Origin of the sequence: Dyella terrae, assembly GCF_022394535.1 — a bacterium.
Lineage (GTDB): Bacteria > Pseudomonadota > Gammaproteobacteria > Xanthomonadales > Rhodanobacteraceae > Dyella.
In genome coordinates this window covers 1-22,548 of sequence record NZ_CP089414.1, presented here as the reverse complement: position 1 = coordinate 22,548, position 22,548 = coordinate 1, and the positions used below count along the sequence as shown (strand labels likewise).

The following is a 22,548-nucleotide window of genomic DNA, read 5'->3' as shown; positions in this document are numbered from 1 at the left end:
TATCCCGCTTCATAAGTGACGTGCTTCCCCAGCGCGCCACAGCTAAGGAAAAACCATGAGCGAAAAATTCGACGTCATCGTCATCGGCGCCGGCCCCGCCGGCTATGTGGCCGCGATCCGCGCCGCGCAGCTGGGCCTGAAGACCGCCTGCATCGACGCCTTTGTCGGCAAGGACGGCAAGCAGGCGCTTGGCGGCACTTGCCTCAACGTGGGTTGCATCCCGTCCAAGGCGCTGTTGGATTCGTCCAAGCAGTTCTACAACATCGCCCACAATCTGCCGGTGCACGGCATTACGGTGGACGGCGCCAAGGTGGACCTGAATACGTTCATTGGCCGCAAGGACAAGATCGTCAAGCAGTTCACCGGCGGCATCGGTCAGCTGTTCAAGGCCAACAAGGTCACCGCGTTCTTCGGTACCGGCAAGCTGCTCAAGGACAATGAGGTCGAGATCACCGGCAACGATGGTTCCAAGCAGACCATCAGCGCTACCAATGTGATCCTCGCGTCCGGCTCGGTGCCGATCGAGCTGCCGTTCGCGAAGTTCGACAACAAGTTCATCGTCGACAATGCCGGCGCGCTGGACTTCACCGATGTGCCGAAGCGTCTGGGCGTGATCGGCGCTGGCGTGATCGGTCTGGAACTTGGCAGCGTGTGGAAGCGCCTGGGCTCGGACGTGACCGTGCTGGAAGCGCTGCCGGATTTCCTCAGCGTGGCCGATACCGACATCGCCAAGATCGCCGCGAAGGAATTCGCCAAGATGGGCTTGAACATCAAGCTCAGCGCCAAGCTGACCAAGGCCGAAGTGAAGGGCAACGAAGTCGCCCTGACCTATGAGGACAAGGACGGCCCGCATGACCTGGTGGTCGACAAGCTGCTGGTCGCCGTGGGTCGCCGCGCCTACACCGACGGTCTGCTGGCCAACGACACCGGCGTGAAGCTGGACGAGCGCGGTCGCATCGTGGTCGACGAACACAACCACACCGGCGTGAACGGCGTGTGGGCCATCGGCGACGCTGTGCGCGGCCCGATGCTGGCGCACAAGGGTTCCGAGGAAGGCGTGGCCGTGGCCGAGTGGATCGCCGGCAAGGCGGGCCACATCAACCTCGATACCGTGCCGTGGGTGATTTACACCGAGCCGGAAATCGCGTGGGCAGGCAAGACCGAGAAGCAGCTGAAGGAAGAAGGCGTCCCCTACAAGGTCGGCACCTTCCCGTTCGCGGCCATCGGCCGCGCCGTGGCCATGAACGAAGCCATCGGTCAGGTGAAGATGATTGCCCATGCGGAAACCGACCGTATCCTGGGTGTGCACATGGTTGGCCCGGGCGTGTCCGAGCTGATCGCCGAGTGCGTGGTCGCGATGGAGTTCAAGGGCTCCTCCGAAGACCTGGCCCGCATCGTCCACGCTCACCCGACGCTGTCGGAAGCCGTGCACGAAGCCGCTCTGTCGGTGGACAAGCGCGCCATCCACAAGGGCAACTAAGGACGCCGCGCCGACCTTGCATGGTCGGCGACACGGAATCCCCGGCCCGCTCGTGGCAACATGAGCGGGCCGTTCGTTTTTCGGCATCCCCTATCACGTCACCCAACTGGACGTTGTCCAGCCAAAACCGGGATGGCGAACATTTTCTTCCTGCTCAAGTCGGTCCCATGCCCCAACCCACTTCCCTTTGCGTCTATTGCGGCTCCAGCAGCGGCGGCCATCCCGAATACGTCGAGCAGGCGCGTGCCTTTGGCGCCGAAATGGCGCGGCGCGGCATCGCCCTGGTCTATGGCGGCGGCAAGGTCGGCCTGATGGGTACGGTGGCCGATGCGGTTGTTGCTGGCGGCGGCAAGGTGATCGGCGTGATCCCGCGTCAGCTAGTGGACCTGGAAGTGGCACACGCCGGCCTGACCGAGCTGGTAGTCGTGGAAACCATGCACCAGCGCAAGACCCGCATGTTCGAATTGTCAGATGCTTTCGTCGCCCTCCCCGGCGGCTTTGGCACCATGGACGAGATGTTCGAGATGCTTACCTGGGCGCAACTCGGGTTGCACCGCTACCCCTGCGCCTTCCTGGACGTGCGCGGCTACTACGCGCAGTTGAGCGCCATGATGGATCACATGGTGGCGGAACGTTTCGTGCGCCCTGAGCAACGCGAGAGTGTATGGTTTGGTCAGGACATGCAGCAGCTGTTCGACTGGATGGAGCACTACCAAGGCTCCTACATGCCCAAATGGATCGACCGCAGCAGCGTCGAAGCCTGATCCGTCGGTTTCACGCGCAACGATAAAGAGATTGGCCATGAGTACACCGAGCGCCTTTCGCGCTTTCCGCATCCATAACGACGACGCCGGCTATCGCGGCGCGCTGGAAACTATCGACGCGGACGCACTGAGCCCCGGCGAAGTACTGGTCCAGGTCGCCTATTCCTCCGTTAACTACAAAGACGCGCTCGCCGGAACCGGTAAAGGCAAGATCCTCCGCCAGTACCCGCTCAACGGCGGCATCGACGTCGCTGGCACTGTCGTGGCCTCCACCGATCCGGCCTACAAGGAAGGTGATGCCGTGCTGTGCACAGGCAGCGGCTTGTCCGAAACGCGCGACGGCGGCTACGGCGAGTACGTACGACTGCCCTCGGCCTGGACCATCCGCCTGCCCAAGGGGTTGAGCCTGCGCGACGGCATGGTCATCGGTACGGCCGGCTTTACGGCCGCGCTCGCACTGCTGCGCATGGAAGACAATCGTCAAACGCCTGCCCATGGCCCCATTGCGGTGACGGGCGCTACCGGCGGCGTGGGCATGCTGGCTATCGACATCTTCACGCGCGCCGGCTATGCCGTGCACGCCATCAGCGGCAAGGCCTCGCACTTCGACTTCCTGCGCGACCTGGGCGCGGCCGAATGCATCGACCGCCACCAGCTCTCCTTCAGCGGCAAACCGATGGATTCAGCGCGCTTTGGCGGTGCGCTGGATAACGTTGGCGGCGCCATGCTGGCCGGGCTGCTGCCACTCGTTGCGCCCTACGGCAATGTCGCTATCTGCGGCAATGCAGGTGGCATCGGCCTGGAAACCACGGTCATGCCTTTCATCATCCGTGGCGCCAGCCTGCTCGGCATCGCGTCCTCAGGCACCGCCCGCGACATCCGCGACCGGGTGTGGGAGCGCCTCTCCGGGGACTGGAAGCCGCAACATCTTGAGCGCATCGCCACCCGCGAAGTCACCATGGAGCAATTGCCTGACGTGTTTTCGCGCATGTTGGCCGGTGAATCGTTTGGTCGTACCGTGGTACGTATAGGTGGCGCAAGCTGAGCGTTCGCTCAACTTGGAAGCATCGCGGCCACGTCATAGAATCCAACGAAACAACAAGGGGAACTCCACCTTATGGCACGCATCCTGATCGTCGACGATTCGCCGTCTCAGCTGTTGGGCATCAAGCGCATCGTCGAAAAGCTCGGGCATGAAGCGCTGACCGCCGAGGATGGCGCTGCCGGTGTCGAAGCGGCGAGGCGCGAACGCCCCGACCTGATCCTGATGGACGTGGTTATGCCGAACCTCAACGGTTTCCAGGCGACCCGCACCATCAGCAAAGACCCGGACACGCAGCACATTCCGGTCGTGCTGGTGACAACGAAAGACCAGGAAACCGACAAGGTGTGGGGCCTGCGCCAGGGCGCGAAGGCCTACGTCACCAAGCCGATCCGGGAAGATGAGCTGGTCACCACACTGAAGGAATTGCTGCCCGTTTGAGGCGCAGTTTCATTGCAACGAAAAACGGCGCCGTTTGGCGCCGTTTTTCGTTGCATGCGTTCGCTCAGCGGCGAGGATCGTAGTCGCCGAACTGCTCGCGCAGGGCCTCGTAGGCTTTCTTCTGGCCATCGGTATCTGCCAGTGGTGCACGGATGGACAGCTCTACCAGCTGATCACCCGGATGCGCCCCCGGCAGCCCGCGCCCCTTCAGGCGAAGCTTGCGGCCCGATTGCGAGCCCGCCGGAATGCGCAGATCCACCGCGCCAGCAAGCGTCGGCACTGGCAGCGTCGCGCCCAGAGCGGCTTCCCACGGCGCGATGGGCAGCACGTGCAACACGTTGCGACCGTCCAGGCGGAAACGCGCATCGTCACGGATGCCCACTTCCAGCAGTAGATCGCCGTTGGGCGCACCGCCTGAGCCGCTATGGCCCTGCCCTGCCAGGCGGATGACCTGGCCCGGCTGGATGCCGGCCGGAATCTTTACCTCCAGCACGCGCTCGCCGCCGCTGCCGTCCTGCAGAGCCAGGCGGGTCTTACCACCATCGAAAGCCGTCTGCAGGTCGATCTGTACGTGTGCGTGCACGTCGCCGCCACGGCGCGCACGCGGCGGCCCACGATGACCGGGGGCCGCGCCACGCCCAAACAGGCTCTCGAAGAAATCGCTGAAGTCGCCGCCGCCATCGCCGCCGAAATCGTGACCGTGACCCTGTCCCCAGCCCGGCGGTGGCCGGAACTGTTCGCCGCCGCGGTAACCGCCGGCGCGTAGTTCATCGTACGAGCGGCGCTTTTCGGTATCGCGAAGCACTTCGTTGGCTTCGTTGATTGCCTTGAATTTCTCCTCCGCACCCGCCTCTTTGTTGCGGTCAGGATGGTATTTCTTGGCTAGCTTGCGGTAAGCGGACTTAATTTCGGTCTCGCTGGCCTCCGGCTTGACGCCAAGAATGTCGTAATAGTCTTTGAATTCCACAGCCACTCCCCGGCAATCTCCCCGCCCGTACTGGCGAGGCGGGAATCATGGTGCCCCACCTGCCTGTCGTTAAGGTCGCCCGACTTGTATCGGTGATGCGTGGCAACGCGTTGCCACCCTCTCTATGGTCAGCCAAATGGGTGCGAAAACCGCGTGATTCAAGGCGACAATGACCACCACTGGCGCTAGGATCGCTGCTCTCCTACCTCACAGGCACGACTTCCATGAGCATCCAGGTCGGCGACACCCTGCCCGACGTCGAAATCCGCGTCGTTGGCAACGGCATCGAGCAGGCCCAGACCGGCGCCCTTTTCGCAAACCGGAAGGTGGTGCTGTTCGCGGTGCCTGGTGCCTTCACCCCCACCTGCTCCAACCGACACCTGCCGGGCTACGTGCAGCAGTTTGTCCAGTTCAAGGAGCGCGGCGTCGACGTGATGTGCCTGGCAGTGAACGATGCCTACGTCATGCAGGCTTGGGCGGCTTCCCAGAACGTTCCGCCGGAACTGCTGATGCTCGCGGACGGCAACGGCAACTTCACCAAGGCCTTGGGACTGGACCTGGATGGCAGCAACTACGGCATGGGCCTACGCGCCAGGCGCTTTGCGCTGTACGCCGAGAACGGCGTAGTGAAGCAATTGCAGGTCGAAGCACCGGGCGAGTTCCGCGTCTCGATGGCTGAAGCCATGCTGGAACAGATCCCCAACTAATGGGCCTGACGGGATGATGCGCCACCGCGCATCATCCGACGTCACGCACCGCCTTTCCTGCCAGTCACCGTTCGTTCGCTTCACGTTGTCGTGCTCCAACCGCCTTTCATGCCGTGGAGTTCCTATGCAGCAAGCGTCCCTCCGCTCCCTTGGTCTTCTCGCCCCACTGTTTCTTGTGCAGGCCTCCCACGCACAAGTTGCGGTACCCGATGAACAGGGTACTTTCGTCCTGCACAAGTTCGCCCGAGCCATTGGCGAGGAGCGCTACGCGATCCATCGCGACGCCGGACAACTAACACTCACTTCCGATTTCAAGTTCACCGATCGTGGCACCGCCGTGCCGCTGAAGACCGTCTATCAGGCGAAGGACGATGCCCATCCTCTGTCGCTGAAGACCGATGGAAAATCCTCGCGCTTCTCGGAATTGCACGACGAGTTCACGCTCAACTCCACGCAGCAACAGATCGGGCTTAAACGCGGCGATGAACACAAGACGTTCGCCGCGAACGAGCACACCTTTCTGATGGACGGCTATTCGCCAGTGGCCATGCAGCAGATGCTGATGCGGTTCTGGCTGGCCAAGGGCAAGCCAGCACGCATCGACGCACCGCCCGGCGAGCCCATCCATGTGACGCCCACGACGGACCTGCAAGTCAACGTGGCGGGGCGTTCCACGACCTTGCACGGCTATGAAGTGACTGGCCTGGCATGGGGCTCGGAAACGCTGTGGATGGACGACGACGGCAAGCTCATCGCGCTGGTCACCCGCGACGCGGAAGAAGACCACTTCGAGGCCGTGCGCCAATCGTATGAGCCCGCCCTCGGCGCCTTCATCCAGCGCGCCGCCAACGACAGTCTCGCATCGCTCGCGCGCTTGGGCGCCAACGCGCGCAGACCTCCGGCAAAACGATTGGCGATTACCCATGTCACCTTGATCGACGGCACGGGCGCCCCGCCACGCCGAGATGCCACGGTGCTCGTGGATGATGGCGTCATCGCACGCATCTTGCCTGACCAGAAGCAGACACCCGCGTCCCTCACGGGGTACAGCGTGCTCGACGGGTCGGGCAAATTCCTCATCCCCGGCCTGTGGGACATGCATGCTCACTACGAGCAGGTGGAATGGGGTCCGGTATATCTCGCATCAGGCGTCACCACGGTGCGCGACTGCGGCAACGAGTTCGACTTCATCACGTCCGTGCGTGACGCACTGGACCTGGGGCACGGCATCGGCCCGCGGATTCTCATCGCCGGCCTGGTGGACAGCACGGGCCCCAAGACGCTGGGTGCCGTCACGGCAGATACGCCCGCCGAGGCTATCGCCGTTGTGCAGCGCTACAAACAGGTGGGCGCCCGCCAGATCAAGATCTACAGCAGCATGAAGCCCGAACTGGTGCCAGTCATTGCGGCAGAAACGCATCGACTCGGCATGACGGTCACCGGCCATGTGCCCTTCGGCATGACCGCGCCGGAAGTGGTCAAGGCGGGCTACGACAGCATCAATCACATCGATTTCGTCACGCGTGGCTTCATCGACGTGGCACCAGACAAACCGCTGCCGCCACTGGATCTGAGCAACGCCAAGGTAACCGATGAGTTGGCCCTCTATAAGCAGCACCACACCGTGTTCGACGACACGATCGCGCTGTACGAAATCTGGATGCACCCCGGCACCACGCCGTTGTCCAGCCTTGAGCCCGGCGTGACGCATTTGCCGCCGTCGCTTGCGACGGCGCTAGACGCCCCCGGGGTTCCCCCCAGAGCGCGCGGCCCGGGCAAGCGAGTATTACAAGGACATGTTCACCGTGCTGCGTGAACTGCATCGGCAGGGCCTGCAAATCGTGGCAGGCACGGACCAGGCCATTCCCGGGTACTCGCTCCACCGAGAGCTGGAGATCTATGTGCAGGCGGGCTTCACTCCGATGGAGGCACTACAGGCTGCGACGAGTGTGCCCGCACGCTTCATGGGGCTGGACAAAGAGCTTGGCACGATCACCGTCGGCAAGCGCGCCGACATGGTGTTGCTCGACGGCGATCCGCTCGCTGACATCCACAACACCCGCAAGGTGGACAAGACCATCGCCGGCGGCGCCGTGTACGAGCCCGCACCGCTATGGCAAACCGTTGGCTTCACACCATGAAAGAGTCCCTCTCCACCGTTCCTTGCCACGGCATAGCGTAGCGTCCGCGCTCCGGACATACGGCAACGGGAGTCATCGACATGAGTACAAAAGAGCAGCGTATTCCTGGACCCGACCATCCGATCACAGTAACGCCGAGTACCGACCACATCGTTGTGCGTGTCGCCGGGAGCGTGGTGGCCGACACCCGCGCCTCGCTGAGCCTGAAGGAAGCGTCCTATCCCGTGGTGCACTACATACCGCGCAAGGATGTGGACATGGCCCTGCTGGAACGTACGGACCACCACACCTACTGCCCCTACAAGGGCGATTGCTCGTACTACAGCATTCCGTCGGCCGGCGAGCGCGGCACAAATGCCGTATGGACGTATGAACATCCCTACGATGCGGTTGTTGCCATCAAGGACCATCTGGCGTTCTACAGCTCTCGCGTCGACGCCGTCGAGGTCACGCCCGGCTGACTTGGGGCAAAAAGAAACCCGGCCTGTGCCGGGTTTCTTTCAGTACCGATGACGGGCGATCAATCGCCGTTGGCGGGCGTGTCCGGAGCAGTGTCGACCGGGCCCTCTTCGCCCTCGCCTTCACCGTTCTCCACCTCCGCATCGAGACGGACCACGCTCACTAGCTTCTCGTCAGACGGCAGGCGAATCAGCGTCACGCCCTGCGTGTTGCGGCTGAGCTGCGAGACTTCGGCCACGCGGGTACGTACCAGCGTGCCCTGGTCGGAGATCAGCATCAGCTCGTGGGCTTCGTTGGCTTGAATCGCAGCGACCAGCGTGCCATTGCGCTCAGAGCACTGGATGCCGATGACGCCTTGCGTGCCACGCCCCTTCTTCGGGAACTCGTCGAGCATGGTGCGCTTGCCGTAGCCACGCTGAGTCGCGGTGAGGATGTCGCCCTCGGCCGCCACGATCAGCGAAACCACTTCGGCTCCTTCAGCCAGCTTCATGCCACGCACGCCGGTGGCCGTACGGCCCATCGAACGCACTTCCGACTCATCGAAGCGCACCGTCTTGCCATTCGATGCGAACAACAGCACATCACTGTTGCCGTCGGTTAGCGCGACGTTGACCAGCGCATCGCCCTCGTCGAGGTTGATGGCGATCTTGCCCTTCTGCAACTGGAAGGCGAATTCGGTCAGCGGCGTCTTCTTCACCGTGCCCTGCTTGGTGGCGAAAAACACAAACTGGTCTTCGGTGTATTCGCGCACCGGCAGCACAGCCTGCACCTTCTCGCCCTGGCCCAGCGGCAGCAGGTTCACCATCGGCTTGCCACGTGCGTTGGGGCCCGATTCCGGCATCTGGTACACGTTGAGCCAGTAGACACGACCGGTGCTGGTGAAAGTGAGCAGCGTGTCATGGGTGTTGACCACCCACAGCTGTTCGACGAAATCCTCGTCCTTCAGCGCGGAGGCCGAACGGCCCTTGCCGCCACGACGCTGCGCACGATACGTGCTGGCCGGCTGGCGCTTCACGTAACCGGTGTGCGACAGCGTGACCACAACGTCTTCCGGTGCGATCAAGTCGAGAACGTTGAGATCTTCCTGCGAGTGCTGGATCTCGGTGCGACGCTCATCGCCAAACTCGTCCTTCACTGCAATCAACTCATCGCGGATCACAGAGAGCAGACGTGCTGGATCTTCCAGAATCTCGATGAGGCCACGAATGGTCTCGAGCACCTGGCGATATTCGTCCGACAGCTTGTCCTGCTCCAGGCCAGTAAGGCGATGCAGGCGCATCTGCAGGATTTCCTGAGCCTGCACTTCGGACAGCTGGTAACCGTCGGCCTTCAGGCCATCACGCGGATCCATGTCTTCCGGACGCGACGCTTCGGCACCGGACGCAGCGAGCAGCGCGGACACCATGCCCGGTGCCCACTTGCGGGCGAGCATGCGCTCACGTGCTTCCTGCGGCGACGGCGAAGTGCGGATCAGCTCGATCATCTCGTCGATGTTGGCGAGCGCGACCGTAAGGCCCTCTAGGATGTGCGCGCGAGCACGAGCCTTGCGCAGATCGAAGATGGTACGGCGCGTCACCACTTCGCGGCGATGACGGATGAATGCCTCGAGGATGTCCTTGAGGTTCAACAGACGCGGCTGGCCGTCCAACAGGGCGACCATGTTGATGCCGAACGTCACCTGCAACTGCGTCTGCTGGAACAGGTTGTTCAACACCACATCGGCCATCGAGTCGCGACGGATTTCGATGACCACGCGCATGCCGTCCTTGTCGGACTCATCGCGCAGTTCGCTGATGCCTTCGAGCTTCTTTTCCTTGACCAGCTCGGCGATCTTTTCGATCAGGCGAGCCTTGTTCACCTGATATGGCAGCTCGTGGACGAGGATCGTCTCGCGCCCGTTCGACTCAGTTTCGATCTCGGTGCGCGCACGCACCAAGATGCGACCGCGACCGGTGCGATACGCCTCGATGATGCCCGACGAGCCGTTGATGATGCCCGCGGTCGGGAAATCCGGACCAGGGATGTAGTGCATCAAGTCTTCGATCGACAGCGACGGTTCGTCGATCAGGGCAATGACGGCTGACACAACTTCAGTGAGGTTGTGCGGCGGCACGTTGGTGGCCATGCCCACCGCAATACCTGCCGAACCGTTGATCAACAGGTTCGGCACGCGGGTGGGCAGCACCAGCGGTTCGTGTTCGCTTTCGTCGTAGTTGGGGCCGAAGTCGACGGTGTCTTTGTCGATGTCGGCGAGCAGTTCCTGCGTGAGGCGCGACATGCGCACTTCGGTGTATCGCATGGCGGCGGCGTTATCGCCGTCAACCGAACCGAAGTTACCCTGACCATCGACCAGCATGTAGCGCAGCGAGAACGGCTGCGCCATGCGCACGATGGCGTCGTAAACGGACGAATCGCCGTGCGGGTGGTATTTACCGATGACGTCACCGACCACGCGGGCAGATTTCTTATAGGGCTTGTTCCATGCATTGCCGAGTTCGTTCATGGCGAACAGAACGCGGCGATGCACTGGCTTCAAGCCATCGCGAACATCTGGAAGGGCGCGTCCCACGATCACGCTCATGGCGTAATCGAGGTAGCTCTGACGCATCTCGTCTTCGATGTTGACGCGAATGACTTCTTTGGCGAGTTCTGCCATCAATCGGCTTCCCTGATCTAAGAAAAACGGCCCCTGCGCGCTCCCCTGAAGCGTAGGCGCGGGCAGCCTGGAAACAACCTGTGAAGTGTACCACGTCTGGCGTGGGATTCACAGAATTTTCACCATATCAATCAATGGTTTACGCGGACGTTTTGGCGTCCTTGAAAAGCATCAGGCGGGCTGTCGAAAAATTGAACACTGCGGCGACGACAGAGCCCCCGGCCGTGGCGATGGCGGGCCACCGGTGAAGCGTCGGAAACACGATCAACAGAACGACGTAGGTGCCGTAATTCACCACCGCTCCCACGCCCATCAGCGCCATCCAGTGCAGCCACTCGGAGAACAGTCCCCGCCCGCTTTCATGGCTGGCAAACGTCTGCCGGCGGTTCCACCACCACGTGACCGTGGCAGCCAACGGAATGGAGACCAGACGCGAGTAGTACGCACTCCAGTCGCCCCACGTGACCAATGCCTGCGCGATGCCAGCGTCGACCACGAAGCCGATCACGCCGCCGATCATGAAGAGAAAGAACTGTCGCGAGAGCTTCATGAACCAAACAGGGCTTGCATGGCCTGTGCGGTCGGGCGCTCGATGACGCCGCGCTCGGTGACGATCGCATCGATCAGCTCAGCAGGCGTCACATCAAACACAGGATTCCAGGCTTCTGCGCCCTCCACCACGACTCGGCGACCCGCCACCGCCAGCAGTTCCGCCGGGTCACGCAGCTCAATCTCGATGTCTGCCCCCGACGCCGTTGCCATATCGACTGTGGACGATGGCGCTACGACCATAAACTTCACGCCGTGGTGGCGTGCCGCGATGGCGAGCTGGTAGGTGCCAATCTTGTTGGCGGTGTCACCGTTCGCGGCAATGCGATCCGCCCCCACGATCACCCATTGCACCTCGCCGGAACGCATCAGGTGCGAGGCTGCGGAGTCGGCGATGAGCTTGACAGGAATGCCATCGCGCACCAGCTCCCACATGGTGAGGCGTGCACCCTGCTGCCAAGGACGCGTCTCACCGGCATACACCTGCTCGATGCGGCCGCTGGCCACGCCTGCGCGGATCACGCCAAGCGCCGTGCCAAAACCAGCGGTGGCGAGCGAGCCCGTGTTGCAGTGGGTCAGCACGCCCGATTGTGGAGCGATAAGTCCCGCGCCGAGCTCACCCATGTGGCGGTTAGCGGCAAGGTCTTCGTCCTGGATCGCCTGAGCTTCGCGCTCTAGCGCGACGGCATCGGCGCCTGCGGCGATGCGCGCCTTCATGCGATCCAACGCCCACATCAGGTTGACCGCGGTGGGGCGCGCTGCCCGAAGCATGGCGAGCGCCGATTCCAGCGCCTCACCCTGCTTTGCAGCCAATGCCACGCCCCAGGCAGCGGCAATGCCGATGGCCGGCGCGCCGCGCACGGCGAGATCCTTGATGGCCTGCGTGACCTGGGCAGCATTGGTGCAGTCGATCCAGCGTTCCTCCTGCGGGAGCAGGCGCTGATCTAGCAAGCGGAGATGATCACCCTGCCATTGCACGGCACGGATGCGGTCGTAACGGTCGTAGTCCATAGAACAACTTTGGTTGATGCGATGAAAGAAAAGGCGGCGGCGCAGCAATGCGCCAGCCGTATGATCAGGCGCCTTCGGGCATCACGATCCACAACACGATGTAGATCAGCACGCCAGAACCACCCAGCAGGGTAAGGACGACCCACAACAGCCGGACCAACGTCGAATCCCAGCCAAGGTACTCGGCGACACCGCCGCAGACACCGGCGATCTTCCTGTCCGTGAGCGATCGATGCAGACGTTTTTCCATGCCCCTGCCCTGATGGTCGCGTAGAGGGCTCAGTTTCGCGTACTAAGCCATTGGTGGATAGCCGGCGGCACCTCGCGCTGGGCGCGGCTCGATACGTAGATGCCGATGTGCCCGCCCTTGAAGGCCAGCTGCGTGTAGTCGGTGGTGCCGACATGACGACCCAGCGCGCGCGAGGCATCGGGCGGAACCAAGTGATCCTGCTCGGCGAAGATATTCAGGACGGGCTGCGTGATCATGCCTGAGATCCACCGGCTTACCGCCGATGATCAACTCGCCCTTGATCAGCTTGTTCTGCTGGTAGAACTCCTTGATGAACTCGCGGAAAGCTTCGCCCGCCTGATCCGGCGAATCGAAGATCCAGCGCTCCATGCGCAGGAAGTTCTGCAGCTCCTTCGGATTGTCGAGGATGTCGACCAGGCCCACGTATTTCTGCTGGTTCAAACGAACCGGCTTCAAGGTGAGATAAACCCAATTGAGCAATTCGGCAGGGATATTGCCCATGGTGTCGACGAACAGGTCGACGTTCATTTGCCGCGACCAGCTCGAGAGCATGTTGTCCGGCGTCTGGAAATCCACCGGTGTCACCATGGTGATAAGGTTTCTGACCTTCTCGCCATGCGTCGCGGTATAGCAGAGCGAGAACGTGCCGCCTTGGCAGATGCCAAGCAGATTGATCGCGTCAACGCCCGCAGCTTTGCGCACCGCATCCACGCAACGGTCGAGATAACCGTTGATGTAATCGTCCAGGGTCAGCCAGCGATCGACTGCGTCGGGATAGCCCCAGTCGAGCAGGTAGATGTCTTCGCCCTGTTCGAGCAGGTTGCGGACCATGGAGCGGTCCTCCTGCAGATCCGTCATCCACACTGTATTGACCAGCGCGTAGACGATCAGCGTCGGCGTTTTCGCCGTCGGCCTGCCCTGCCCCTTCATGCGCCAGACTGACAGCTTGTCCTCGCGATACACCAGCTCGCGCGGCGTATTCGCATACTCGGGCTCGCGCTGATGCTTGAGGTTGTCCATGCCCGCCGTCAGCTTGCGCTGGAAAGCGGAAATCTCGCCCATCAACGCAGCCGGGTCGAGGCGAAGCGGTGGATACATGAGAACTCCTTACTTGCGCTTGACGCCGCGAGCGACGGATTTGCGGGCGGCGACGGCCGGGGCTGCCTTGGGGCGGCGCACGGCGACTACTTCATCCGTTGCGCGCTTGCCGCTACGCGACGGTATCTTCTTCTCGACTGGCTTCGCCGGCTGCTGTTTGTCAGCGAGCTGCCGCTTCAGCGCCGCCACTTCGGCACGAAGAATGGCGATTTCTTCGTTGCCCTGCGTGCCACGCTGCTCGCGCACCTCGCGACGCAGTTCGTGCACGCGCTTGCCCAGGGCGGTGACCTCGCTGCGCGTAGGCAACCCTAGATCACGACACAACGCATCAAGCTGCGACTGCTGCAACTGACGCACGCGGCCCTGTGCGTTCACCATTTCGCCATAGGCATGGCGGAATTCTTCGGACAAGGCAATTTGCCCGTAAGCCTCTTCCGCCGCGTCCACCCACAGATCGTAAAGCGCCTTGAGTGATTCGATCTGTTTGGACGAATCGGTCAAATCGGCGAGCTTGCCCTGCAGCCGCTCGAAGCCTTCGGTATTGGCGCGCTGGATGAGGGTCTGGTACTTGCCAGCCCATTCCGTGTAGTTCTGCATGGCGGTCGTCAGTGCCTGCTGCAGGCGCTGGCGTTCACGCGTGTAACCGAACGCAGCGAAGTGTTCGACATCGAACTTCATGCCGGGCACGCCCGAAGGATTGGCCTGGAACCACGACTGCCACAGCTGCCCGAAACTTTTTGCGGCCTCGCTATCGATGTTAGCGAAAGCGTTCGCGAACGGTTGCCCGCCCAAGTTGGAAAACAGATTCTGCAGCGATTGCTGCCAATCGGCCGCCGGACCTTGCCCCAAGCCGCTGCTCGCTGCGCCCTGGAGCCAATCGCCGTAACCCTTGAGGGCGGCCATGCTACGCGCCATGAAGTCGTCGCCAGCACCAGAGGAACCGAAGGGAGACGCGCCACCCCCGAAGGGATTTGATGGGGCGCTATGTTGCTGCAGGTAACGAGTCCAGGCATCCCACGATTGCTGCGCCATCGTCTGGTAATCCTTCAGAAAATCATTCGCCTGCTCAGCCATGCCCGCTTCCTCATGATGCTCCAGCCATCCTAGCAAAAGCCTGTTGCAGGAGACGCAAAAAGCGTATTAGTCCTCAGCGAATAATCGGCGATATTGCGACGCAGCATCAGCTGCCAGTTATGCGGGCCTCAAAAACAAAAGCCCGGCTTTCGCCGGGCCTTTGTCAAAGCGTTGAAGCGACGACTTAGGCGCCAGCGCCCTCGTCCTCGGTCACGGCCTTCATGGACAGGCGGATACGGCCCTGCTTGTCCACTTCGAGCACCTTGACCTTGACGATATCGCCTTCCTTCAGCTTGTCGGAGACCTTCTCCACGCGCTCGCTGGAGATCTGCGAGACGTGCACCAAGCCATCCTTGCCCGGCATGATGGTCACGAACGCGCCGAAGTCCATCAGCTTGGCAACCTTGCCTTCGTAGATGCGACCCGGCTCGACGTCGGAGACGATCTGCTCGATACGCGCCTTGGCAGCGTTGGCCGCTTCGCGGTTGACCGAGGCGATGATGACGGTGCCGTCATCGCTGATGTCGATGGTGGTACCGGTCTCTTCGGTGATCGAACGGATGGTTGCGCCACCCTTGCCGATCACTTCGCGGATCTTGTCCGGATGGATCTTGATGGTGAGCAGGCGCGGGGCGAACTCGCTCATCTCGGTGCGGGCGGTGCTGATCACCTTGGCCATTTCGCCGAGGATGTGCAGACGACCACGCTTGGCCTGTTCCAGCGCCACCTTCATGATCTCTTCGGTGATGCCGTCGATCTTGATGTCCATCTGCAGCGCAGAAATGCCATCGGCACTACCGGCCACCTTGAAGTCCATGTCGCCGAGGTGATCTTCGTCACCCAGGATGTCCGACAGCACGACGAAGTCGCCACCTTCCTTGACCAGGCCCATGGCGATACCGGCAACCGGCGACTTCAGCGGAACGCCCGCATCCATCATGGCCAGCGACGAACCGCACACCGAAGCCATCGACGAGGAACCGTTGGACTCGGTGATTTCCGAGACCACGCGCACCACGTACGGGAATTCTTCGATGCTCGGCTTGACGGCCTGCACGCCGCGCTTGGCGAGACGGCCGTGGCCGATTTCGCGACGCTTCGGCGCGCCAAAGCGACCGGCCTCGCCCACCGAGAACGGCGGGAAGTTGTAATGGAACAGGAACGGATCCTTCGACTCGCCTTCCGGCGCATCGATGATCTGCGCATCGCGGGTGGTGCCGAGCGTGGTCACGACCAGCGCCTGGGTTTCGCCGCGGGTGAACAGTGCCGAACCATGAGTGCGCGGCAGCACGCCGACGCGGATGGTGATCGGGCGAACGTCGTCCAGGTTGCGACCGTCGATGCGGATCTTCGTCTTGAGGACGCCGTCGCGCATGGTGCGGTACTCGAGCTCGGCGAATTCCTTCGACAACTCGGCCTTGTCCCAGCCCTTGGCTTCGACATCGGCGGCCAGAGAAGCGAGCACGTCGCTCTTGATGGCGGCGATGGCGTCGCGGCGCTGCAGCTTGTCACGCACCTGGAAGGCGGTTTCCAACTGGTTGCCGACGGCACCGGTGAGAGCGGCGATCAGCGACTCGTTGCGGGCCGGAGCGGACCATGCCATGGACGGACGGGCCGCCTCGGTGGCCAGCTCGGCGATGGCGCGGACGGCCACCTGCAGCTGCTGGTGACCGAACACCACGGCGCCGAGCATCACTTCCTCGGACAGCAGCTTGGCTTCGGATTCCACCATCAGCACGGCATTCGACGTGCCGGCGACGACCAGATCGAGCTCGGAGGTCTTTAGCTCGGTGGCAGTCGGGTTCAGCAGGTACTTGCCGTTGGCGTAACCGACGCGGGCAGCGCCGATCGGGCCCTTGAACGGGATACCGGCGAGGCTCAATGCAGCGGAGGCACCCAGCATAGCCGGGATGTCACCGTCGACTTCCGGGTTCAGCGAGACGACCTGCGCGATGACCTGCACTTCGTTCTTGAACTCTTCCGGGAAGAGCGGACGCACCGGACGGTCGATCAGACGCGAGGTGAGCGTCTCCTTCTCGGTCGGACGGCCTTCACGCTTGAAGAAGCCACCCGGGATACGACCCGCGGAGTAGAACTTCTCGACGTAATCGACCGTGAGCGGGAAGAAGTCCTGACCTTCCTTCGCCTTGGCATTGGCCACCACGGTGACCAGCACGACGGTGCCGCCCATGCTGACCATGACGGCACCGGAAGCCTGGCGGGCGATTTCGCCCGTCTCCAGTGTGACTTCGTGATTACCGAACTGGAATGACTTGGTTACTTTCGCCACTGTCTTTTCCTGAATTGGGAAGTGCGGCCATGAATGACCGCTTTTTGACTTTTGCGCTCACGGATGAACGCAAAACATCAACCTTAGCGACGGAGGCCGAGGCGCTCGATGAGGCCCTGGTAACGAGCCAGGTCACGATCCTTCAGGTACGCCAGCAGACGCTTGCGCTGGTTGACCAGCTTCAGCAGACCACGGCGGGAATGGTGATCCTGCTTGTGCTCTTTGAAGTGGCCGGTGAGGTGGTCGATGCGAGCCGACAGCAGGGCGACCTGCACTTCCGGCGAACCCGTATCGTTCGGCACGCGGCCGAAGTCAGCGATGATCTTGCCGGTCTGTTCTGCGGTAAGGGACATGTGATTCTTCCTAAAAAAACGGGTGCGAAGCTTGCGCAACGTCACGCGATGACGTTGCGCAAGCTTCGCCTGAGATGAATGAAAAGTTTGGAACAAGCTCCGTATTGTAGCGACCGGAGCCCTATGACAACAAGACCGTCATGGTCAACTGCGAAGCTGGACGGTCGAGGGTAGATTGAAACCCCGCACGATGTGCAGCTTTCCGCCCCCCGCCTCGCCCAGAACCAGCAGGCGACCGTCCTCGGCGAACACTGCAACCTGCCCGCTCATCGAAGGATCAAGCGGAATCTGCTGACCCTGTGAGACGGCCAGGGTCTGTTCCGCATCCAACCTCAACGCTGGCAAGCCCTCCAGCCCGGCCGACACCGGCAACAACAACGCCAGCAGGGCATCGTCACCCCGCTCTGCTGCCGCCTGAAGCTGCTCAACCGTCACCATGGCCGACTCCCTGAACGGCTCCACCCACAGGCGGCGCAGGGCCGTCAGGTGAGCTCCGCAACCCAGGTTTTCGCCCAGGTCCACGGCCAAGCTACGCACGTAGGTGCCGGAACCGCATTCGACATAGAGGGTCAGGCTATCGTCCGAGCGGGAGAGCATATCCAGCCGATACACATCCACTTCGCGTGCGGGCACCTCGACCGCCTCGCCACGTCGCGCCTTGACGTAAAGCCGCTCACCATCCCGCTTGATGGCCGAATAAGCCGGCGGCACCTGGGTGATGCGTCCACGCAAATTGACCAGCGCGGCCTCAATAGCCGCGTCCGAGAGCATGGGCACTGGTCGTTCCAGCACGATCTCGCCCTCGAGATCAGCCGTACTGGTGGTAGCACCCAGCTTGCACTCAGCCAGATAAGCCTTGCGCGAGCCCAGCAGCATGCCGGCAAGCTTGGTGGCCTCGCCGAAGCACAGTGGCAACAGGCCGGTGGCCAGCGGATCGAGTGCGCCCGTGTGGCCGCCCTTCTCCGCCCGGAAAATACCTTTGCGAACCACCTGCAAGGCCTCGTTGGAGCTCAGCCCCAACGGCTTGTCCAGCAACACGATGCCGTGCAGGTCGCGAAAACGGATACGACGCTTCATGGGGACGTGCTGATCCTTAGTCCTTCGAGCTTTCGCCTTCCTCGTCCGACGCTGGCGTGCGCGCAGCCTCTTGCCGCAGCAGGCTTTCGATACGCTCGCCCTTGTCGACCGAGTCGTCGTACTTGAAACGAAGTTCCGGCACTCGACGCAGACGCATAGAGCGCGAAAGCTCACGACGGAATTCAACCGCCAGCTCCTTGAGCGCCTTCATGGCTTCGACGGAACGCTCCGGCTGCAGAGCTGTAACCCACACCGTGGCCCAGTCCAGATCACGAGTGACTTCCACGTCCGATACGCTGACTGAAGGCAGGCCGTGATCGCGCACGGCGGCGTGGACCAGCTGACTCAGTTCACGGCGCAGCTCGGCGCCGACACGGTCGGTACGCTTGAAATCGCGAGAAGGCATAACGCACTCCTTTCAACGGGGACACACCGGCATGGCAAGTCCCGAAAAACGAAGCGAGCGATGTGGATATCCACATCGCCCGCCGATAAAACCACCGCTGGAGGCGACGGCCCGATCCCGGGCCATCCACCATTACAGCGTGCGGGCCACCTCGATACGCTCGAAGCATTCGATCTGGTCACCGGCCTTGACGTCGTTGTACTGCTTCACGGCGATACCGCATTCCATGCCGTTGCGCACTTCGTCGACTAGTTCCTTGAAGCGGCGCAGCGACTCCAGTTCGCCCTGGAAGACCACGGTGTTGTCACGAAGCACGCGGATCGGCTTGCTGCGCTTGACCGTGCCTTCGATGACCATACAACCGGCCACCGCGCCGAACTTGGAGCTGCGGAACACTTCACGCACCTGCGCGATGCCGATGATCTCTTCGCGAATTTCCTTGCCCAGCAGACCCGAAGCGGCCTGCTTCACCTGGTCGATCACGTCATAGATGATCGAGAAGTAACGGACATCGAGGCCCGAGGTATCGATCACCTTGCGCGCCGACGCATCGGCGCGGACGTTGAAGCCGATCACCAGCGCCTTGGAGGCGGCGGCGAGTGTGGCGTCGGACTCGGTGATGCCGCCGACGCCGGCCGCGATCACGTTGACCTTCACGTTCTCGTTGCCGATCTGACTGAGCGACTCGCGTAGCGCCTGCACCGAACCCTGCACGTCGGCCTTGACCAGGATGTTGAGCGTCTGCTGCTCGGCGCCCTGGGCCATCTGGGCCATGATGTCCTCAAGGCGGTTGGCCTTGCTGACCATGCGCGTCTCGCGGCGCTTGAGCTGGCGCTCGGCGGTCGCCGAGTCCGACGCAGCGGCTCGCCCACCTCCAAGGCGCTGGTGATCAGCTCACGATCGTCGGCGCGCATGATCTCATTACCGATCGTTATGACGTGATCGCCAGCTGCCGGCTGGCAACGGCAGTCGCATGCGCGAGCTGGCTGGTCGAACGCGATCGCTACGACGACCGTGGTCTTGCAGGCGGACTAAGGTCGCTGCACAGTGACATGCGTGAACTCTGCTCTCGCATCGCTAACGGCGGATGGCATCGTTAATCAGCGGGCGATGAATATGCATGCCGCTCGCTCGACGCCTGCTATGTACCGACAGGATGTTTGTCGCGTTATACGCCAGCACGCGCACCAACTGGCCGTGAACTGATCAGTGGTCGCGCGCGCTGGCCTGCCTTCATCATGGACGGTATAATGAATGCTCTCGGACCGGTACACCTGACGCTCTGCTCATCCATCGATGCAGACTTGATACCGATCGACACGCGACACTGAACTGAGTCAGCCTCATCTGGTAAGCAGCGGTCGTGGTACTGGACTGGCTGATTTGGACGATGATGACGGACACTCGCCACTGCCACTACTCTCAACGCATGTGCTAGGCTGGTCTGGCTGATGGACTATCAGTACAGGCTGATCTGGAAGACGATCGCTGGAGAGATATTCTCTGACGCATGGTCGTTTGCATGGAACGTTTATCTTCGGCATCATGGATGACGCTTTGCGACACGATCATCGTCAACCTGTATCATAACTGGACGATAATGACGTTCTCTCAACTCCGTGCTGGCGTGACAGACGATGAGCTGGCCTGACGCTGCATGGACGTCCATCAACAGGTATGGTGCGTCTCGGCCGGGCTGGAAGGCTACTCACGTAAAGTCGGACGATCTGGCATCAGGCATTCCATTGAACGTCATGCGGTCTGGTGGTGACGATATTATCTGCATGGTACTTTATGTATCGACTTGGCGACGTCAATCGTCTGACGTCTCAGGAAGACACGTGGCTTCAGCACAACCGATCACTCAAAGGAGGTGCCGTATGTGCATCGCATCGACCACTCACCAGCACCGCAGCGCACGGGCGCATGGTATGACAGCGCTGACTGACTGTTGCCAGGCCCTGCAACCATCTCGCTTAAGGTTGATATTTTGCTCATGTAACCAACGGTATCACGTGCTCAGGACTAACCAGTCGTCCTGGTCAACGGAATGCACTCATGCCGCGTGATGAGCACGTCGTGCTGGTGGCAACTACCGCGCAGGACATCTCGTCGATCAGTCATCGGTAGCTCAGCCTGAAGGCAACGCAACAATCATGTGGCTGGCCACTACCATCCTCTCCGGGACTGGAGCCGAAGTGCATCGTCACACGCTGCTGAACCAAAAGTCAGCGCATGCCAGTGTGCTCATCCACCGCTGCTCGGTATCGCCAATCGCCGCTCTCCTTCATCAGCGCCAACGCGAGCATGCTGGATAACCTGGCTTCAACTGACGCCGCACACTCAATGCTGGAAGCCAGCTCCGCAACGCTTCGTCCATCGCAGGCACTCACACCATGCATCATGGCATGGCCATCAACGATCGCTGATGGTATGTTCGGTACCGTGGTCACTCCATGCCGTCACTACAACGCGCTGGCGGCACCAATGTCGAAGCCAATGAACGCTGATATCAGCAAGCTGATGCCCGCAGTACACGACGGCAATCTGGCAACCACGTCGTGTTGCGCCTCGCACGGCGCCGCGATGGCGATCGTCAATGCGCGGATGCTGGTACCTCCACCGTCTCGTGGCGAGCCGTCGGCTTGGCAAATGTCGGTAGTCGACATCAAAGGTATCTGGTACGTGGCGATCGATCTATGTGCATCCATCGCGCCATGATGGATGCCGGCATGAAGTCACCAGGTGTGGTGAACACGTTCGGCGTAAACGTGTGGGCCGATCGTGGATTGGCATGGCCGTCCTGGCTTGGCGGCGTCACCGAAGAAGATCATGAAGCGTACTGACGGTGGTGTGCGTGCTCAGCCGAAATCACCGCCGCGATGGCGGTGGCCTGGCGGTCAACTCTCATCGATCCCCGAAGAAGACGACACCGTCATCAACATGCCGCGTCATCGCCTGGCAACGTCATGGTACCGACGATGGCTGGTCGTACCGACGGGCCTGACTGATCGCATCTCCGCAGCACGCAACGAAGGAAGTCGCATCAAGGTGCTCGAATGAACAGGTGACATGCAAAGCGCTGGCGCATCACTCAACGCTGACCGGCGAAGACGGTTTTTATCGTCCATGGCTGGCAGCGCTGCATCGCGTGTCGCGATTATCGCTGAGCGATACGTTCGCTACTCTGCGACAGCTCTGCATGGTGGATCGTCTGACGGCATGCTGACCACGGTAACGTGAAGGTCAACGCCGCATGGCTTACCACAACATAGCACCCAATGCTTCAGCTCACGTGCTGGTGTTACGCGATGATACCTATCATGGCCATCAACGACATTGACGATCGGTAGCGATGCAGCAAATGGTCAGCTGGTTGACAGACATCAGCGTGACGCGAGGCAACTTCCAGCGGCTCTGGCCGTCGTGGTCAGCGAGTTATACGTCGATGTCGGATTATTCATCGTTTGGTTGCCTCGTGGCGGTGGCGCCGCCATGCGACTAACGGATGGGTGGTTCAACCGGGTCGCGCGCAACCGAAGGCTCAGCGTTGATCGGTGGACGAACTGGCTCTGTGGCGCGACGCGCGGTGCTGCTGACCCTCATGCGTCGCGACAACCGCCATGCGTCGTGCAGCGTCATGGTACGTGTATCTGATGATGCTGCGCACCTCGCCACCTGACGCGATGTCGCATAGTCGCCTGGCAATCTGAAGTGGCAGCGTGACGACGGCAACGCATCGCAATCATGAACGCATGATGGTCAACAATGGAATCGATACTG

20 protein-coding genes and 2 pseudogenes are annotated in these 22,548 nt (G+C 61.7%); 10 read left to right on the top strand and 12 right to left on the bottom strand.

Going from position 1 to position 22,548, the window contains the following annotated elements; all coding sequences use genetic code 11:
- Positions 1-55 precede the first annotated feature (55 nt).
- The 4 genes from lpdA (at position 56) to pilH (ending at position 3,727) form a co-directional block, all read left to right on the top strand.
- On the top strand, positions 56-1,480 hold the full coding sequence (gene lpdA / locus DYST_RS00110) for a dihydrolipoyl dehydrogenase (RefSeq protein ID WP_239949081.1): 1,425 nt from the start codon (positions 56-58) through the stop codon (positions 1,478-1,480).
- A gap of 167 nt (positions 1,481-1,647) precedes the next feature.
- Positions 1,648-2,244 (top strand): TIGR00730 family Rossman fold protein, encoded by a 597-nt coding sequence (locus DYST_RS00105; RefSeq protein ID WP_102304138.1) that lies wholly within the window; start codon positions 1,648-1,650, stop codon positions 2,242-2,244.
- Between the two features lie 37 nt (positions 2,245-2,281).
- Positions 2,282-3,289, top strand: coding sequence for an oxidoreductase (locus DYST_RS00100; RefSeq protein ID WP_102304139.1), 1,008 nt, complete (start codon positions 2,282-2,284; stop codon positions 3,287-3,289).
- Positions 3,290-3,361: 72 nt separating this feature from the next.
- Positions 3,362-3,727 (top strand): twitching motility response regulator PilH, encoded by a 366-nt coding sequence (pilH, locus tag DYST_RS00095; protein ID WP_102304140.1) that lies wholly within the window; start codon positions 3,362-3,364, stop codon positions 3,725-3,727.
- A 64-nt stretch (positions 3,728-3,791) separates the two neighbouring features.
- Here the strand turns inward: pilH and DYST_RS00090 are convergent, their stop codons facing one another.
- Positions 3,792-4,694, bottom strand: coding sequence for a DnaJ C-terminal domain-containing protein (locus DYST_RS00090; protein WP_102304141.1), 903 nt, complete (start codon positions 4,692-4,694; stop codon positions 3,792-3,794).
- Positions 4,695-4,918: 224 nt separating this feature from the next.
- On the opposite strand from DYST_RS00090, the gene DYST_RS00085 reads away from it, so the two are divergent.
- From DYST_RS00085 to DYST_RS00070, 4 genes are all read left to right on the top strand, one after another.
- Entirely contained in the window at positions 4,919-5,401 is a 483-nt protein-coding gene (locus DYST_RS00085; RefSeq protein WP_102304142.1) for a peroxiredoxin, read from the top strand.
- A gap of 124 nt (positions 5,402-5,525) precedes the next feature.
- The gene (locus DYST_RS00080) at positions 5,526-7,217 is read left to right on the top strand and encodes an amidohydrolase family protein (RefSeq protein WP_239949079.1); all 1,692 of its coding nucleotides are present in this window, start codon (positions 5,526-5,528) and stop codon (positions 7,215-7,217) included.
- Positions 7,207-7,542, top strand: coding sequence for an amidohydrolase family protein (locus tag DYST_RS00075; RefSeq protein ID WP_239949071.1), 336 nt, complete (start codon positions 7,207-7,209; stop codon positions 7,540-7,542). Before DYST_RS00080 ends, DYST_RS00075 begins: the two co-directional genes overlap by 11 nt.
- An 80-nt stretch (positions 7,543-7,622) precedes the next feature.
- Positions 7,623-8,003, top strand: coding sequence for a DUF427 domain-containing protein (locus DYST_RS00070; RefSeq protein ID WP_239949069.1), 381 nt, complete (start codon positions 7,623-7,625; stop codon positions 8,001-8,003).
- A gap of 59 nt (positions 8,004-8,062) precedes the next feature.
- On the opposite strand, the gene gyrA is transcribed toward DYST_RS00070, so the two are convergent.
- The 11 genes and pseudogenes from gyrA to DYST_RS00015 all read right to left on the bottom strand — a co-directional run.
- Positions 8,063-10,657, bottom strand: a complete 2,595-nt coding sequence (gene gyrA, locus DYST_RS00065) for a DNA gyrase subunit A (RefSeq protein ID WP_239949067.1) — start codon at positions 10,655-10,657, stop codon at positions 8,063-8,065.
- A 139-nt stretch (positions 10,658-10,796) separates the two neighbouring features.
- Positions 10,797-11,207: a GtrA family protein gene (locus DYST_RS00060; protein ID WP_239949065.1), complete on the bottom strand. Its 411-nt coding sequence runs from the start codon at positions 11,205-11,207 to the stop codon at positions 10,797-10,799.
- Positions 11,204-12,235, bottom strand: a complete 1,032-nt coding sequence (gene mtnA / locus DYST_RS00055) for an S-methyl-5-thioribose-1-phosphate isomerase (RefSeq protein WP_239952194.1) — start codon at positions 12,233-12,235, stop codon at positions 11,204-11,206. The genes DYST_RS00060 and mtnA overlap by 4 nt, the downstream gene beginning before the upstream one ends.
- A gap of 46 nt (positions 12,236-12,281) precedes the next feature.
- A complete protein-coding gene (locus tag DYST_RS00050) occupies positions 12,282-12,467 on the bottom strand; it encodes a PspC domain-containing protein (protein ID WP_102304149.1) in 186 nt (61 codons plus the stop codon).
- Between the two features lie 29 nt (positions 12,468-12,496).
- Positions 12,497-13,565, bottom strand: a pseudogene (gene phaC / locus DYST_RS00045) (class III poly(R)-hydroxyalkanoic acid synthase subunit PhaC).
- A 9-nt stretch (positions 13,566-13,574) separates the two neighbouring features.
- A complete protein-coding gene (locus DYST_RS00040) occupies positions 13,575-14,639 on the bottom strand; it encodes a poly(R)-hydroxyalkanoic acid synthase subunit PhaE (RefSeq protein WP_239949063.1) in 1,065 nt (354 codons plus the stop codon).
- A 184-nt stretch (positions 14,640-14,823) separates the two neighbouring features.
- Complete coding sequence (gene pnp / locus DYST_RS00035; protein WP_102304154.1) at positions 14,824-16,929, bottom strand: polyribonucleotide nucleotidyltransferase; 2,106 nt, start codon at positions 16,927-16,929, stop codon at positions 14,824-14,826.
- Positions 16,930-17,012: 83 nt separating this feature from the next.
- Positions 17,013-17,282 (bottom strand): 30S ribosomal protein S15, encoded by a 270-nt coding sequence (gene rpsO / locus DYST_RS00030; RefSeq protein WP_102304155.1) that lies wholly within the window; start codon positions 17,280-17,282, stop codon positions 17,013-17,015.
- A gap of 144 nt (positions 17,283-17,426) precedes the next feature.
- A complete protein-coding gene (gene truB / locus DYST_RS00025) occupies positions 17,427-18,359 on the bottom strand; it encodes a tRNA pseudouridine(55) synthase TruB (RefSeq protein WP_239949061.1) in 933 nt (310 codons plus the stop codon).
- 16 nt (positions 18,360-18,375) lie between these two features.
- Entirely contained in the window at positions 18,376-18,765 is a 390-nt protein-coding gene (rbfA, locus tag DYST_RS00020; protein ID WP_102304158.1) for a 30S ribosome-binding factor RbfA, read from the bottom strand.
- Positions 18,766-18,897: 132 nt separating this feature from the next.
- A pseudogene (locus tag DYST_RS00015) lies at positions 18,898-19,602 on the bottom strand (translation initiation factor IF-2); the annotation flags it as partial.
- 1,470 nt (positions 19,603-21,072) lie between these two features.
- On the opposite strand from DYST_RS00015, the gene DYST_RS00010 reads away from it, so the two are divergent.
- Both DYST_RS00010 and DYST_RS00005 read left to right on the top strand, forming a co-directional pair.
- Entirely contained in the window at positions 21,073-21,486 is a 414-nt protein-coding gene (locus tag DYST_RS00010) for a hypothetical protein (RefSeq protein WP_239949059.1), read from the top strand.
- Positions 21,487-21,597: 111 nt separating this feature from the next.
- Positions 21,598-21,828, top strand: coding sequence for a hypothetical protein (locus DYST_RS00005; protein ID WP_239949057.1), 231 nt, complete (start codon positions 21,598-21,600; stop codon positions 21,826-21,828).
- The last annotated feature ends 720 nt before the right edge of the window (positions 21,829-22,548 follow it).